Annotated in this window: 7 protein-coding genes and 2 pseudogenes; all 9 read right to left on the bottom strand. The window is 39.0% G+C overall.

Going from position 1 to position 17,596, the window contains the following annotated elements; genetic code table 11:
* Positions 1–11 precede the first annotated feature (11 nt).
* Positions 12–638 carry a nicotinate-nucleotide adenylyltransferase gene (locus tag BAR153v2_RS00685; protein WP_244548602.1) on the bottom strand — a complete coding sequence of 209 codons (627 nt, stop codon included), beginning with the start codon at positions 636–638 and terminating at the stop codon, positions 12–14.
* A pseudogene (locus BAR153v2_RS00680) lies at positions 635–1,878 on the bottom strand (glutamate-5-semialdehyde dehydrogenase). Before BAR153v2_RS00680 ends, BAR153v2_RS00685 begins: the two are co-directional and overlap by 4 nt.
* Before the next feature lie 62 nt (positions 1,879–1,940).
* Positions 1,941–3,050: pseudogene (gene proB, locus BAR153v2_RS00675) on the bottom strand (glutamate 5-kinase).
* Between the two features lie 15 nt (positions 3,051–3,065).
* Positions 3,066–4,079, bottom strand: a complete 1,014-nt coding sequence (gene obgE / locus BAR153v2_RS00670) for a GTPase ObgE (RefSeq protein WP_078679872.1) — start codon at positions 4,077–4,079, stop codon at positions 3,066–3,068.
* 176 nt (positions 4,080–4,255) lie between these two features.
* Entirely contained in the window at positions 4,256–4,978 is a 723-nt protein-coding gene (locus tag BAR153v2_RS00665) for an RlmE family RNA methyltransferase (RefSeq protein WP_078679871.1), read from the bottom strand.
* An 844-nt stretch (positions 4,979–5,822) separates the two neighbouring features.
* A complete protein-coding gene (locus tag BAR153v2_RS00660; RefSeq protein WP_078679870.1) occupies positions 5,823–6,395 on the bottom strand; it encodes an invasion associated locus B family protein in 573 nt (190 codons plus the stop codon).
* A complete protein-coding gene (locus BAR153v2_RS07320) occupies positions 6,395–12,346 on the bottom strand; it encodes a YadA-like family protein (RefSeq protein WP_244548652.1) in 5,952 nt (1,983 codons plus the stop codon). The genes BAR153v2_RS00660 and BAR153v2_RS07320 overlap by 1 nt, the downstream gene beginning before the upstream one ends.
* 281 nt (positions 12,347–12,627) lie before the next feature.
* Positions 12,628–14,013, bottom strand: coding sequence for a hypothetical protein (locus BAR153v2_RS00650; RefSeq protein WP_244548651.1), 1,386 nt, complete (start codon positions 14,011–14,013; stop codon positions 12,628–12,630).
* A 281-nt stretch (positions 14,014–14,294) separates the two neighbouring features.
* Positions 14,295–17,234 (bottom strand): hypothetical protein, encoded by a 2,940-nt coding sequence (locus BAR153v2_RS00645; RefSeq protein WP_078679868.1) that lies wholly within the window; start codon positions 17,232–17,234, stop codon positions 14,295–14,297.
* Between the last annotated feature and the right edge of the window lie 362 nt (positions 17,235–17,596).

Here is a 17,596-nt window from a genome sequence, read left to right as displayed (position 1 = left end):
CTATAGAATCTTCAAGAAGAATCATCCTCTTGTAAACGAAGCTTTGTTGAAGACTGAAAAGATAAAGGTCCATGTAAATAAATCCAAGCAGGTGGTTCCATAAAAGGTAATAGTGTGCTTGCTCTTTCATCCACACGAGAATAACAATAAGTTCTAGCCATAGGAGAAGAAAGTGCTGACATACGTGCTAAAGGACGATCAATGATTGCAATGGGAATCATAGACACGATATCCCGCCACCTACACCAATAATGAAATGTTGCTAAATTATCTGCTCCCATAACCCACACAAAATGCACTCCTCTATGGCGGGTAAGGATATAAGAAATCGTATCAACAGATATTTTGCTCCCTATATTCTTCTCAAAACCTGTTACGCGAATCTTTGGATGATTAAGAAGTTCCAAGCTTAATTGCATTCTCTCACGCAAAGATAGCAATTGTAAACAATCTTTTAAAGGATTTCCTGGAGTTATCATCCACCATAATTGGTTAAGACGTAAACGCACAATTGCAGTCTTTGCAACAAGAAGATGACCCGCATGTGGTGGATTAAATGACCCACCAAAAAGGCCAATAACATTGGATTTTTCAACATGTGGTATACGATTTTCCCATGGATAAAAAAGTTGTTTCAAGGCCTAACCTGCCCATTTCCGCTAATGTAATATTGAAATGATGTCAATTGTTCAACTCCTATTGGTCTGCGCACATGCATTTTCCCTGTTGCAATACCAATTTCTGCTTCAAAACCAAATTTACCTACATCAGCAAATTGTGTTGATGCATTATGAAGTAAAATAGCTGTATCTAAACAATTAAAAAACATTTTAACCACCCCCATATTCTCACTAATAATTGCTTCAATACGTCCTGATGAATAACGCTAAATGTATACAATAGCTCCCTCAATACCATCAGCCATTTTAACAGATAAAATTGCATCAAGATATTCACAAGACCCATCTTCTTCACAAGCTAATCTATCTCCTTGCATAAACGATATGATATCTTCTATCATACGAATTTCATATCCCTTCTCCTGTAAAACAATGAGAACAGGAAGAATTTTTTTAATGCCTGACAGTTAATCAAAACTGTCTCCAAAGCTCCACATATACCTGTACGCCTTAATTTTGCATTTAATACAATTTCACGTGCCATATCTAAATCCGCTGTTTTATCAAAATAAATATAACAAAGACCCTCTAAATGTGCAAAAATAGGAACACGAGTACCGAATTGAATGCGTGCTACAAGATTTTTCCCACTACGGAGTATAATAACATCAATTGCACCATCCAAACTTTAAGCATTTCTCCAATAGCATCGCAATCTTTTGTTTCCACTATTTAAATAGAACTCCTAGGTAAGCCGGCTTGTTCCAATCCTTTCACTAATGCCGAATGAAGCGTAAGTACAAAATGACAACTATTTGAACCACTACGCAAAATTGCAGCATTTCCATCTTTCAAACACAAAGCACTTGCATCAATTATAACATTTGATCGGCGTTCATAAATAATACCAATGACACCAAATGCTGTTCACACACGACAAATATGAGAAGCCCATTTGCAGACGTCCATGCACTGATTACTTCTCTAACAGGATCGGGCAAGAAAGCAATCTAACAAACACTATCGATCATTGCATGTAAACGCACTTCATCCAACTTCAGCCGATCAACCATTGCGGATGTTAAATTATTCCGAGTAGCATTTTCTAATCTAAATCTTGACGATTAGTACATAAAATTTCAACCGACTGATTTTCTAGGTTCAGAGCGATCTTTTCCAAAGCACTTTTTCTTTGGTCAGCAGAAGCACTTGCAAATATCGAAGCAATATCACGTGCTTTCTGCCCTATAACTCTCATCTGCTCTGCTAAAGTCATATGATCACGCATTCACAAAAAAAAGAGAACTTTTATATTCAATCCTATAAGCAACCTAAAACTATATCATTGCAATGCATTACAACGAAACATACTTCATTCCCAAGAATATATTCTATTTCTTCGTTCTTATAACTTATAATAATTTTCGCTTCATCTGCTCCATAATTTATAAGACCACGAGCAATCTCAATTCCACTTTCATCAATAATCGCAATCGTATCTTCACGATCAAACATTCCCTCAACCGCAACAACTCTGGTAGAAAATAATGATTTTCCAGCCTCAAGTGCTTTAATGGCACCCTGATCAATAGCCAAAACACCAAATGGATCTAAATGACCAGAAATCCATGTTTCCCAGGCATTTACTAGCTTCTCATTTGTAGTAAAAAACTACTGCGTTTTCCTTTGTCAATTGCTACAAGAGGATCCATGCTTTTTCCTGAATAATAACCACTGTTGTTGGAACAGCAGTAGATATTTTCTCGGCCTCAAATGTAGTTTCATTGTTCCCCGTTAAAACTCTGAAGCAGCAACACTCGCCATTTTCTCAATATCACTTGTAATTGATGCAATAAAAGAAACAAGTTCAGCTCCTGGTTTCAAATGAGAAGAACACGTATAAAGACCATCAATATCTGAAAAGGATTAAAAGACCTGACCTCATCATCGTTGCAACACATGCTGCTAAACGATCATTATCACCATAACGAATTTCACTTTTTTGCTACGATATCATTTTCATTGATAACAAGTATGACCCAAAAACGTAAAAGCATATCAATAGTAGCACGTACATTAAGAAAACGCCGACGCTCTTCCATATCAGATAATGTCAGAAAATCTGACCTGTTTTCAATCCATGTCGGGCCAATTCATCACTATAAGCTTTAGCCAACTCAATTTAACCTAAAGCAGCACATGCCTGACTTTCTTCTAATTTAAAGAAAGACGAAGTGAGGTACGCCTAAAAACAGCACCAAAAGAAACCAATAGAACCTCAGCGCTCTTTTAGCATAGGACAACAGCATCATTAATTAAACTTTTAAGCCATTCAATACGTAAACCTGTTTGAGGATTTACTAAAAGCACAGAAGCAATATTAATCTCAATATGTTTATATTGCAAAAGTTTTTGCATTCTAATGGTCATTATCATGAATCCTATTTATGTTTCATAAACATTATTTTTTCGTTCTTTTTCAATGATATGTGCAATAGCACGCAACACATGATCTAAACCTTCATGACTAACCGCAGAAAACATCATAACCGATTTACCAGATGCTCTTTGCAATATTTCTTGTTTGACAGCACGTTCTCTAATGGAAAGAGTATCGATCTGACTTAAAGCTACAATTTCAGTTTTATCACTTAAATCATGTCCATATGCTTCGAGCTCATGACGGATAGTATAATAAGCTTTTGCTATATCTTCTTCTTGAGCAGAAACCAAATGAAGTAAAACACGGCAACGTTCTATATGCCCTAAAAAACGGTCACCGATTCCCACGCCTTCATGAGCTCCTTCAATCAAACCTGGAATATCGGCCAAAATAAATTCGCGGGCATCAATAGAAGCAACACCAAGATGAGGATACAAAGTAGTAAAAGGATAATCCGCAATTTTGGGCTTTGCAGCTGTTACTGCCGCTAAAAAAGTTGATTTGCCAGCATTTGGCAAACCAACAAGTCCTCCATCAGCAATCAATTTCAAACGTAGCCAAAGTGTACGCTCTTCTCCACTCAAGCCTGGATTTGCATGCCGAGGTGCTCGATTCGTAGAAGTTGTAAAATGAAGATTACCAAAACCACCATTGCCTCCTTTGGCAAGACGATAACGTTGACCAACTTCTATCAAATCACAAATCAATGTTTTATTATCTTCTTCAAAAATCTGTGTTCCAACCGGCACTTTAAGAATGATATCATCACCCTTTACACCTGTCATATTGCGCCCCTTACCATGCCCTCCTGTTTTTGCTCTAAAATGTTGCTGATAACGATAATCAATTAGTGTATTGAGTCCATCAACAACAAGAGCCCATACATCGCCCCCACGTCCTCCATTACCTCCATCTGGACCTCCAAATTCTATAAATTTTTCACGACGGAATGATACTGCTCCTGCTCCACCATTACCAGAACGAATATAGACTTTAGCCTGATCAAGAAATTTCATAAAAAAGCCCACTGAAAAATTAATTTACTCTACTTTCACAAAATACATTCATTTTATGTGTTGTACTTTTTATAAAAAAACATGCCAAAACTATGTATAATTATTATAAATTGGTTAAAAAGTATTTGTATTGCAAATAGAATAAAATAATTTTTGTTTTTTTATACACGAAAAGACTATTCTTGTGCGTTAATTCTGCCCTTAAATTCAAGAGCTAAAAGATAAAGCTCTACCGATTCTGCTCGACTTGCAGGAGGTTTGACATGATGAACTATTTTAAAATTCTGTTTCAACGTAGTGAGAAGAGTGTTTTCTGCTCCTCCCTGAAAAGCTTTTGCTAAAAAATGCCCTCCAGTTTTAAGAACAGAGAGGGCAAAATCAGCAGCCATTTCACATAAATACATTGTTCTCAAATGATCAGTTTTACGATGTCCTGTTGTTGGTGCTGCCATATCAGAAAGAACTATATCCGGTTGTGTTTCTAACGCATTCATTAATTTCTGTGGTGCATCTTCACATAAAAAATCCATTTTAAGCACTATCACACCAGGAAGCGGATCCATTGCTAAATAATCAATACCAACAACACTAGGCTTTTGATCTGTTGACGCAACTTTACGTGATACTACTTGACACCATCCTCCAGGAGCAGCTCCTAGATCAATGACTTTCTGACCTTTCTTGAAAATCTTATAACGTTCATCAATTTCAATCAGTTTGTAAGCAGAACGAGAACGATAACCATCCACTTTTGATTTATGGACATAAGGATCATTCAAATGTCTTTCTAGCCATCGCCGTGATGATGATTTAATAGTTCCTGCTTTCTTTTTTATACGCTGATATAGTGCTTTTGATCCTGAACCACCTCTACCACCTATCGATGTTGTTTTTTTCATAAGTTTATCATTTCCATATTCTGATAATTTCTAATACACCGCTTCCCACATCAAAAAACATAATTCCTTCCTAGTATCTAACTTAGCTAACGAACTATATTTTATAACGAAAAGATATATTTCTAGTTTGAAATTGATCTTATCTATAAGATACTGAATAAATAACTATTTTTATCTAAATAGCAAATTTTCATCGTAACTAAATAATAGCGATTAATCTGCTTTTGATTTAATTTTAACACTTCAATTGTAGCATTGCAGCTTTGATATTAAACACTACTCATTTTACTTCTCCTAGTTCACTCTTACAATCCGTAAATCAGAATGTTGAAATAAAAAGATGATAGCTATTTTTCTAATTAAAGCTGCGTAAAGAAAAACGTTACTTATTGGTGTTTTTGTACACCTTAAGCTATTTTATTGTACAATTTTTTATTACATTCGACTAGATAATTACCTGTAAATAAAACGAATAGTAGTATTATCCCTTACGCGATATCAATATTAATACAATTTAACTTACCACATACACATGATAAAAAATCGAAAGATATATTTATATGTTTTAATCATGTACAAAATTTATTAAATAAAGAAAATCTGTATTCTCACAACACACACTTTTCTAATAAAGATTTTTATAGCTGAAAACTTATATGGAAAATATACTATTTAACAAAAATTTATATTTCATTGAATATTTTATAAATATTTACTGAAGATAGCTTTTAATATACTATGTATTTTAATTGCAGATCAATATGTATTTGTCTTATTTTAATTTTAAAAAAGCAAATACCTTCCAAAATAAGCGATTTTTTCGTATAATTACTATTTGCATTTCCTATTTTTGTAAAGAAAACAATGCTTCACTTAAACCGTTAAATGGTGCAATAAAAGAGAATGTTTTTCCTTCTTTAAGGCTATAAGAAATACGTACATTCTTTTTTTTCTCTATTTGACTACTTAAAACCGGCCCCAAAGGCGATTGAGCCAAACAAACTTCTTCGCCACACTGCGTATAATGAACAAGAATAGGTTCTTTAATATTCTCCATAAATATTCGAATAGGAACATTTGTATCAGCATTTGGCAATGTTCGGAAGAGTATAGCTGGTTGACCATTTTTCGTAGAAACAAGAGACCAACTAAAAATTGTATTATCTTCTTTATCATGAATAGCTTGTGTTACATTACATATACCCTGTTTAAGTATTTTATTTTCATCACAAATCAAAGTCCAATTATAAAATTGCATAATAAGCCTTTGTGTTTCGCCAGGTTTACCACCAGGAACAGATAGTTGAGGTGGATGCACCGTATATATATTATCTTGCCCATGAGAAAAACTTTCACTTTTTCCTAATAAGATAAAGAGGAACAAAAGATTTGAAAAAATACTTTGATATTTCATCATTATTTTAATCTCACACTTATTCCTGCACCTATTCCCCAATGACCACCAGCAGTAGTGACAGATAGATTAGAACGAATGTTGCCGCTCTCAGATGTATAACCAGCACCAAAAGCAATAGCAGATTGACTACGCCACGAACCGCTACTAAACGCAACACTTAATGCACCAGGAGCATCTTCATAACGCAGGTTAGCGGCAGCTAAACCAATGGCTGCTGCTTGTCTTGCTTCGCTTTTGACACCTTCAATATTATAATTTAAGCTATCAAATTTCATATCAGTATAATCTTTAGCTTCTGAAACAGCTTGCTTCATCTGTTCATCTGTGTGCTTCTTAGCCTCATCAAGAACAATACCCATCTTTTCATACAATTGTCCACCATTGATAGCTTCTTTCGAATCTTTCTCAACTTTACCATCTCCAACATTATCAATGATCACAGGTGCACTTGCATCACCACCTGCTAAAGTGATTTTATTCGTTTTTTTGCCTTCAGAGTCTTTATCATATTGAACAGCACCCTCTGCCATTTGGCCAACCGAATTCTCAAAATCATCAACCTTGTCTTTAAGATTATTTACGTCGTTTTTAAGATCATCTACTTTGTTGTTCGTTTCCCAAAGCTGATTTCCAGTAACAACATCGCTAGAGCCTTTTGATATTTCGCCATCTTTAACGCCGGTAATCCTACTGCTGTCAGAATTTCCTTCTTTATCCTTTCGGCTTGCGTCATAAGCACCCTTACTTTGATTCCACTGCAAACCATTCTGTTCTATCTGTTCTGTTTGTTCTTTAACCTTGTTCAGACGATCGTTCAGATCTTCCATATTGTCATTAACACCACCAAAAGCACCAGCTACAGTATCATACTTATTATAGTTCTTTTGACCGCTTTTACTACCAGAATTGAGTTGAACAACTTCAAACTTTGGAGCAGTCCATCCGTTAGCTCCATATTTTGCTCCACCACCGAAATATTCTGCAAGCTTAGTATTGGTCTCATAAAGCTGGCTCCCAGTAACCGCTTCTGTCGAACCCTCTGCTATATCTCCATCAATAAGAAACTTAAGTTTGCTCTTAACTTTCTCTTTCCCCTTTTCACCATGAAGTGCAACAAATGCACCCTCCTCTTCGTCCCATAACAAACTATTTTGAAGATTTTCACTATTTTCACTCGTGTCATTTAGAAGCTGTGTCAATGTTCTATCAATTCCAGCAAATGTAGATCCTACAGTATTATAGAACTCACCCTGAACCTGATAAGTTGGCGCTGTCCCATGAAAAACATCTGCTCCGCCCCCTAAATATTGAGAAGCATTCTCAGCAATCTTTGATACATCTCCTTGAACTGCCGTCATACTTGTAGACAATTCATCAACACTCGCTGTAAATTTGCTATCAACCTCATAAAGTTGTTTCCCTGTAACTGCTTCATTAGAAGTTGCTGAAAGGGCTCCATCCTTCAAGCCGGAAAGGATCCGACCTTCTCCATCTTTGTTCGCTAGACTAATTTCCGTACCACCTACTTTCGCACCTATCGTGATACGACCATCACCATTTTCACTGGCCTCTTGTTGTACAAGGCTCTTACTTCCAACTCCTGAAAGTTCCTGATAAATATCCGATAGTGAACCATCAACACTTGCAAAGGCTTCTCCTACATTCCTGTAATCTTCACCCTGAACCTGATAAGTTGGCGCTGTCCCATGAAAAACATCTGCTCCGCCCCCTAAATATTGAGAAGCATTCTCAGCAATCTTTGATACATCTCCTTGAACTGCCGTCATACTTGTAGACAATTCATCAACACTCGCTGTAAATTTGCTATCAACCTCATAAAGTTGTTTCCCTGTAACTGCTTCATTAGAAGTTGCTGAAAGGGCTCCATCCTTCAAGCCGGAAAGGATCCGACCTTCTCCATCTTTGTTCGCTAGACTAATTTCCGTACCACCTACTTTCGCACCTATCGTGATACGACCATCACCATTTTCACTGGCCTCTTGTTGTACAAGGCTCTTACTTCCAACTCCTGAAAGTTCCTGATAAATATCCGATAGTGAACCATCAACACTTGCAAAGGCTTCTCCTACATTCCTGTAATCTTCACCCTGAACCTGATAAGTTGGCGCTGTCCCATGAAAAACATCTGCTCCGCCCCCTAAATATTGAGAAGCATTCTCAGCAATCTTTGATACATCTCCTTGAACTGCCGTCATACTTGTAGACAATTCATCAACACTCGCTGTAAATTTGCTATCAACCTCATAAAGTTGTTTCCCTGTAACTGCTTCATTAGAAGTTGCTGAAAGGGCTCCATCCTTCAAGCCGGAAAGGGTTCGACCTTCTCCATCTTTGTTCGTTAGACTAATTTCCGTACCACCTACTTGCGCACCTATCGTGATACGACCATCACCATTTTCACTGGCCTCTTGTTGTACAAGGCTCTTACTTCCAACCCCTGAAAGTTCCTGATAAATATCCGATAGTGAATCATCAACACCTGCAAAGGCTGATCCGACATTCTGGTAATCTTTACCCTGAACCTGATAAATTGGCGCTGTTCCTTCAAAAATATCTGCTCCGCCCCCTAAATATTGAGAAGCATTCTCAGCAATCTTTGATACATCTCCTTGAACTGCCGTCATACTTGTAGACAATTCATCAACACTCGCTGTAAATTTGCTATCAACCTCATAAAGTTGTTTCCCTGTAACTGCTTCATTAGAAGTTGCTGAAAGGGCTCCATCCTTCAAGCCGGAAAGGGTTCGACCTTCTCCATCTTTGTTCGCTAGACTAATTTCCGTACCACCTACTTGCGCACCTATCGTGATACGACCATCACCATTTTCACTGGCCTCTTGTTGTACAAGGCTCTTACTTCCAACCCCTGAAAGTTCCTGATAAATATCCGATAGTGAATCATCAACACCTGCAAAGGCTGATCCGACATTCTGGTAATCTTTACCCTGAACCTGATAAGTCGGGGCTGTCCTATCAAGAATATTTGCTCCGCCCCCTAAATATTTAGACGTATTCTTCGCAATCTTTGATACATCTCCTTGAACTGCCGTCATACTTGTTGACAAACCATCAACAGTCGTACTGATTTCTGTAACCGTATCCTTTGTCGCCTTAAGATCACTATCAACCTTGAACAACTGACTACCAGTAACTGCCTCCGTAGAACCTTCAGAAAGATCTCCATCAGCTAAACCAGAAAGAACACGCCTACTGCCATCTTTATTCAAAAGACTGACTTCTGTTCCACCAGTCTGCAAGCCTATCGTGATACGACCACTCTCATCTTCACTTTCCTCTTGCTGCACTATACCATTCTCAAAGACATTCTCAATATTCGTGAAGGAAGTACTCACATCCTTCAATGCATCTGCTACATTCTTATATTCTTGCTCTTGCGTAGAACCATCTTCTTGGACAACATTAAGTGTGAAAGTAGGATCAATCCAAACGCCTTCTTTATATTCTGCTCCCCCTCCTAAATATGACGCAACTTTACTATTCGTTTCATATAATTGGGAACCCGTAACCGCTTCTCTCGAACCCGTGACTATTTTGCCATCTGACAATCCAGAAAGGATCCGTCCATCACCATCTTTGTTCGAAATATTAATTTCTGTTCCTTCTGCTTTCGATCCTATCGTGATATGTCCTGTCCCTGTATCTTGCTGGACAAGACCGACACCTTCCGAACCTCCTTCCCCTGAAAGTTCTTTGTAAATATCTGTAAGGGCGGCATCAATTCCTACAAAGGCAGAGCCTACATCATTATGTTGCGATCCTTGAACTTTATACGTCGGAGCTTGTCCTTCAAGGATATTTGCTCCGCCCCCTAAATAACGAGAGCTATTCTCTGTTATCTTACTCACATTAGCTGTTACACCTTTAAGATCTCCTTCAACTTGTGTAACATGAGTTTTTACTTCTGTTAAACCACTCGACAAACCATCAACAGTCGTACTGATTTCTGTAACCGTATCCTTTGTCGCCTTAAGATCACTATCAACCTTGAACAACTGACTACCAGTAACTGCCTCCGTAGAACCTTCAGAAAGATCTCCATCAGCTAAACCAGAAAGAACACGCCTACTGCCATCTTTATTCAAAAGACTGACTTCTGTTCCACCAGTCTGCAAGCCTATCGTGATACGACCATCACCATTTTCACTGGCCTCTTGTTGTACAAGGCTCTTACTTCCAACTCCTGAAAGTTCCTGATAAATATCCGATAGTGAACCATCAACACTTGCAAAGGCTTCTCCTACATTCCTGTAATCTTCACCCTGAACCTGATAAATTGGCGCTGTTCCTTCAAAAACATCTGCTCCGCCCCCTAAATATTGGGAAGCATTCTCAGCAATCTTTGATACATCTCCTTGAACTGCCGTCATACTTGTAGACAATTCATCAACACTCGCTGTAAATTTGCTATCAACCTCATAAAGTTGTTTCCCTGTAACTGCTTCATTAGAAGTTGCTGAAAGGGCTCCATCCTTCAAGCCGGAAAGGATCCGACCTTCTCCATCTTTGTTCGCTAGACTAATTTCCGTACCACCTACTTTCGCACCTATCGTGATACGACCACTCTCATCTTCACTTTCCTCTTGTTGCACTATACCATTCTCAAAGACATTCTCAACATTCGTGAAGGAAGTACTCACATCCTTCAATGCATCTGCTACATTCTTATATTCTTTCTCTTGCGTAGAACCATCTTCTTGGACAACATTAAGTGTGAAAGTAGGATCAATCCATTGACCATCTTCATAGCGCGCACCACCGCCTAAATATTGAGCAATCTGGCTATTCGTGGTATAAAGCTGGTTGCCGGTAACTGCCTGATTAGAACCTCTTGAAACTATGCCATCCTTGATACCGGAAAGGACCCGACCTTCATCATCTTTATTCGAAAAATTGATTTCCGCACCAGCTACTTTCGACCCTACCGTAATGCGACCACTGCCATCTTCACTTGCTTCTTGTTCAACAAGACTACCCCCTGCTACACTCGCAATTTTCGAATAAATGTCAGTAATCGAACCATCAACACCTGTAAAAGCTGTTCCTACGTTCTGGTAATCTTTACCCTGAACCTGATAAGTCGGAGCTGTCCCATCAAGAACATTTGCTCCGCCCCCTAAATACTCAGAAGCATTCTTCGCAATCTTTGATACATCTCCTTGAACTGCCGTCATACTTGTTGACAAACCTTCAACTTTTCCGCTGGTTTCTGTAACCTTGCTCTCAACTTCATAAAGTTGTTTTCCTGTAACTGCTTCATTAGAAGTTGCTGAAAGGGCTCCATCCTTCAAGCCGGAAAGGGTTCGACCTTCTCCATCTTTGTTCGCTAGACTAATTTCCGTACCACCTACTTGCGACCCTATCGTGATGCGACCATTCCCATCTTCACTGGCCTCTTGTTGTACAAGGCTCTTACTTCCAACTCCTGAAAGTTCCTGATAAATATCCGATAGTGAATCATCAACACCTGCAAAGGCTGATCCGACATTCTGGTAATCTTTACCCTGAACCTGATAAGTCGGGGCTGTCCTATCAAGAATATTTGCTCCGCCTCCTAAATATTTAGACGTATTCTTCGCAATCTTTGATACATCTCCTTGAACTGCCGTCATACTTGTTGACAAACCATCAACAGTCGTACTGATTTCTGTAACCGTATCCTTTGTCGCCTTAAGATCACTATCAACCTTGAACAACTGACTACCAGTAACTGCCTCCGTAGAACCTTCAGAAAGATCTCCATCAGCTAAACCAGAAAGAACACGCCTACTGCCATCTTTATTCAAAAGACTGACTTCTGTTCCACCAGTCTGCAAGCCTATCGTGATACGACCACTCTCATCTTCACTTTCCTCTTGCTGCACTATACCATTCTCAAAAACGTTCTCAACATTCGTGAAGGAAGTACTCACATCCTTCAATGCATCTGCTACATTCTTATATTCTTTCTCTTGCGTAGAACCATCTTCTTGGACAACATTAAGTGTGAAAGTAGGATCAATCCATTGACCATCTTCATAGCGCGCACCACCACCTAAATATTGAGCAATCTGGCTATTCGTGGTATAAAGCTGGTTGCCGGTAACTGCCTGATTAGAACCTCTTGAAACTATGCCATCCTTGATACCGGAAAGGACCCGACCTTCATCATCTTTGTTCGAAAAATTGATTTCCGCACCAGCTACTTTCGACCCTACCGTAATGCGGCCACTGCCATCTTCACTTGCTTCTTGTTCAACAAGACTACCCCTGCTACACTCGCAATTTTCGAATAAATGTCAGTAATCGAACCATCAACACCTGTAAAAGCTGTTCCTACGTTCTGGTAATCTTTACCCTGAACCCTATAAGTCGGAGCTGTCCCATCAAGAATATTTGCTCCGCCCCCTAAATATTTAGACGTATTCTTCGCAATCTTTGATACATCTCCTTGAACTGCCGTCATACTTGTTGACAAACCATCAACAGTCGTACTGATTTCTGTAACCGTATCCTTTGTCGCCTTAAGATCACTATCAACCTTGAACAACTGACTACCAGTAACTGCCTCCGTAGAACCTTCAGAAAGATCTCCATCAGCTAAACCAGAAAGAACACGCCTACTGCCATCTTTATTCAAAAGACTGACTTCTGTTCCACCAGTCTGCAAGCCTATCGTGATACGACCACTCTCATCTTCACTTTCCTCTTGCTGCACTATACCATTCTCAAAAACGTTCTCAACATTCGTGAAGGAAGTACTCACATCCTTCAATGCATCTGCTACATTCTTATATTCTTTCTCTTGCGTAGAACCATCTTCTTGGACAACATTAAGTGTGAAAGTAGGATCAATCCATTGACCATCTTCATAGCGCGCACCACCACCTAAATATTGAGCAATCTGGCTATTCGTGGTATAAAGCTGGTTGCCGGTAACTGCCTGATTAGAACCTCTTGAAACTATGCCATCCTTGATACCGGAAAGGACCCGACCTTCATCATCTTTGTTCGAAAAATTGATTTCCGCACCAGCTACTTTCGACCCTACCGTAATGCGGCCACTGCCATCTTCACTTGCTTCTTGTTCAACAAGACTACCCCCTGCTACACTCGCAATTTTCGAATAAATGTCAGTAATCGAACCATCAACACCTGTAAAAGCTGTTCCTACGTTCTGGTAATCTTTACCCTGAACCCTATAAGTCGGAGCTGTCCCATCAAGAATATTTGCTCCGCCCCCTAAATATTTAGACGTATTCTTCGCAATCTTTGATACATCTCCTTGAACTGCCGTCATACTTGTTGACAAACCATCAACAGTCGTACTGATTTCTGTAACCGTATCCTTTGTCGCCTTAAGATCACTATCAACCTTGAACAACTGACTACCAGTAACTGCCTCCGTAGAACCTTCAGAAAGATCTCCATCAGCTAAACCAGAAAGAACACGCCTACTGCCATCTTTATTCAAAAGACTGACTTCTGTTCCACCAGTCTGCAAGCCTATCGTGATACGACCACTCTCATCTTCACTTTCCTCTTGCTGCACTATACCATTCTCAAAAACGTTCTCAACATTCGTGAAGGAAGTACTCACATCCTTCAATGCATCTGCTACATTCTTATATTCTTTCTCTTGCGTAGAACCATCTTCTTGGACAACATTAAGTGTGAAAGTAGGATCAATCCATTGACCATCTTCATAGCGCGCACCACCACCTAAATATTGAGCAATCTGGCTATTCGTGGTATAAAGCTGGTTGCCGGTAACTGCCTGATTAGAACCTCTTGAAACTATGCCATCCTTGATACCGGAAAGGACCCGACCTTCATCATCTTTGTTCGAAAAATTGATTTCCGCACCAGCTACTTTCGACCCTACCGTAATGCGGCCACTGCCATCTTCACTTGCTTCTTGTTCAACAAGACTACCCCTGCTACACTCGCAATTTTCGAATAAATGTCAGTAATCGAACCATCAACACCTGTAAAAGCTGTTCCTACGTTCTGGTAATCTTTACCCTGAACCCTATAAGTCGGAGCTGTCCCATCAAGAATATTTGCTCCGCCCCCTAAATATTTAGACGTATTCTTCGCAATCTTTGATACATCTCCTTGAACTGCCGTCATACTTGTTGACAAACCATCAACAGTCGTACTGATTTCTGTAACCGTATCCTTTGTCGCCTTAAGATCACTATCAACCTTGAACAACTGACTACCAGTAACTGCCTCCGTAGAACCTTCAGAAAGATCTCCATCAGCTAAACCAGAAAGAACACGCCTACTGCCATCTTTATTCAAAAGACTGACTTCTGTTCCACCAGTCTGCAAGCCTATCGTGATACGACCACTCTCATCTTCACTTTCCTCTTGCTGCACTATACCATTCTCAAAGACATTCTCAACATTCGTGAAGGAAGTACTCACATCCTTCAATGCATCTGCTACATTCTTATATTCTTTCTCTTGCGTAGAACCATCTTCTTGGACAACATTAAGTGTGAAAGTAGGATCAATCCATTGACCATCTTCATAGCGCGCACCACCGCCTAAATATTGAGCAATCTGGCTATTCGTGGTATAAAGCTGGTTGCCGGTAACCGCTGCATTAGAAGTTTCTGAGACTGCTCCGTCCTTCAAACCGGAAAGGATGCGCCCTTCTCCATCTTTATTCGCAAAATCGATTGCTGTACCACCTACTTGCGCACCTATTGTAATAATACCCGTCGCAGAATCTTGCTGGATCCAATTGTTCTTTTCTAATTCATTTTTAACTGCATTCAATTGAGAAAAATTGACTGCATCAGTATCTTCAGTCCCAGCTAAAACGCCTGAAATCTTCTTACCACCAGCCGCAATACCATTAGTTGTTATACTTGTACCGTCTTCAAGAGTTAAGCCATCTTTATTTAAAATTTGCCTTCCTAAAATTACACTATTAACTGAAATGTCCTGTGCAAGATCAAACGTTATACTTCTAGCGTTATCCCCTAAAATTGAAAGATTTTGATCTCCATTAATGAAACTAATTTTATTTCCCGCTCCAACATATAGATCCTCTCCACCGTTAACTGATAAACGCCAACCTTTCTTCACTAATTCTTCTACTACATTCAGCTGTTTTTTATTAACGGCGTCATCATCTAAAAAACCATCTGCTACTCCGAGAATTCTCCTATGACCGGCATTTATACCATTAGCAGCTGTAACACTTGGACCACCTTTAATACTTAAGCCAGTTTGATCTAAGGTATGCCCTGCTACTGTTAGCTTATCAACAGTGATACTCTTCGCAAGATCAAATGTTACTTTATTATCTTGATCCTTTGAAATTTTAAGGTTGTCAGTAGATGAAAAATCAACTGTGCTCCCTGGAGCAACATCTGTTGCATTTGTTCCGCCAATAGACAGCTGCCAACTTTTCGTTGCCAATTTTTCTACTTCATTCAACTGTTTTTTATTAACAGCATCACTATCCGCAACGCCATCAGCAACTCCTGTGATCTTTTTGCTAGCCACATCGATTCCAGAAACCGTTATGCTTGGACCATCTTTAAAAACTAAGCCAGTTTGATCTAAGGTATGCTCTGCTACTGTTAGCTTATCAACAGTGATACTCTTCGCAAGATCAAATGTTACTTTATTATCTTGATCCTTTGAAATTTCAAGGTTGCCAGTAGATGAAAAATCAACTGTGCTCCCTGAAGAAATATTTGCAGAACCTTGTCCATTAACACTTAAATTCCAACCTCCCCCAACTTTAGCTATCTCATCTCCTGTCCATTGTCTCAAAGCCTTTAACTGAGCAATATTCACGGCATCAGTATCTTCAGTACCAGCGGCTAAATTTATAATTTGTCGTGTTTTATTTCTCTCTGGGTGGCTTGAGTTATTTGTGCTGCCGCCAATACTGAACGCACCTGTATTACTGACCCATATCCTATCTTCATTTGTTGTTGCTTTCCCTGTGACAGGATCATAACCCGCAACACCGCCCGCAACATCAGCTAAAGCAAAAGTACCTAAAGCAACACCTCCCACAACTGTTACTTCTGTCCGTGCACCTATAGCTATTGCCCCGTTCTCGTGCGTGCGAGCGTTCGCACCTATAGAGATTGTAGCTGAACCTATTGCCACAGTGGACTTATCACCTATTGCAATGGCGATGCTTGCGTCTGGCTTCTCATTCTTCCTACCGTTAGCGTGAGCGCCATGACCTATAGCAATAGATCCTTCATCTTTAGCTACCGCATTGTCACCCCATTCCAAACCACTAGCTTTATTTCTTTTAAACGCATATGACGGCACAAAATTCAATACATCAGACATAGTATTATTTAATACATCAGACGTAGTATTTCTACCATCAACAGTCCAAATTGCAGGTCTCTCAAGCTGACAAGAGGCAAATTGTCTGCTGGCTATGAATTTTTCATTATTTCCTTCAGTAATAGTTCTTCCTGTATCTATTTTCTTCGAATCAAAAGTGTTAGAAACGACAATATCATCTACACCACAAAACTGATTACTCGAGAAATGAACACTTCCGTTACGACCTTCTGAACCTTCACGTAAAATATTTGAAGAAAGTACACCTGAACCATCAGTGCTTTTAGAGCTGTTAAGATCTTTTTGCCTCTGAATCGTTGTTTGTTGTTCTGTTGGAGAAAAAGTAGATGCAATGACAGGAGAAACACTCGATAAAAGCGCTGTCATAACAGTACCTAATGAAGCGGCCTTCAACAAAGGTGAAAAACCAGAAAAAGAATGCCCCCTTAAATCACCGCGTTTTAAGATAAGGTCTGATCTTTTCATAACAAATGCTCCAAAAATAAATTTTAGACATCAAAAAGACACATTTAGAAGTTATTAGATGTCTAGAGGTGGAAACTGCAATCTTTGTGGTCATCGTAAAAGTTCAAATTGAAGGAATGATCACTAAAAGATTATTTGGGTTAGAGTGTTTGAATTTTTTTATATTTGCCTTCATAAAGAGGTTATGTGTGTTCGTAGATAAATTTCATAAAAAAGGCGTATTTTAACTGTATTAGATAAGTCATAGAGTCGTTTTTATTAAGATTTTTTTGAACAGCAGGGTTTGTTAATGCTGTATTGTGGATTACAGTATTAGCGTAATGAATGGGAAATATGGTGGAATTGTAGTTTTTGTTTCTTAC

The sequence above is a fragment of the Bartonella sp. AR 15-3 genome, from assembly GCF_002022445.1.
Classification (GTDB): Bacteria; Pseudomonadota; Alphaproteobacteria; order Rhizobiales; family Rhizobiaceae; genus Bartonella.
This window is presented reverse-complemented; position numbering and strand designations above follow the sequence as displayed.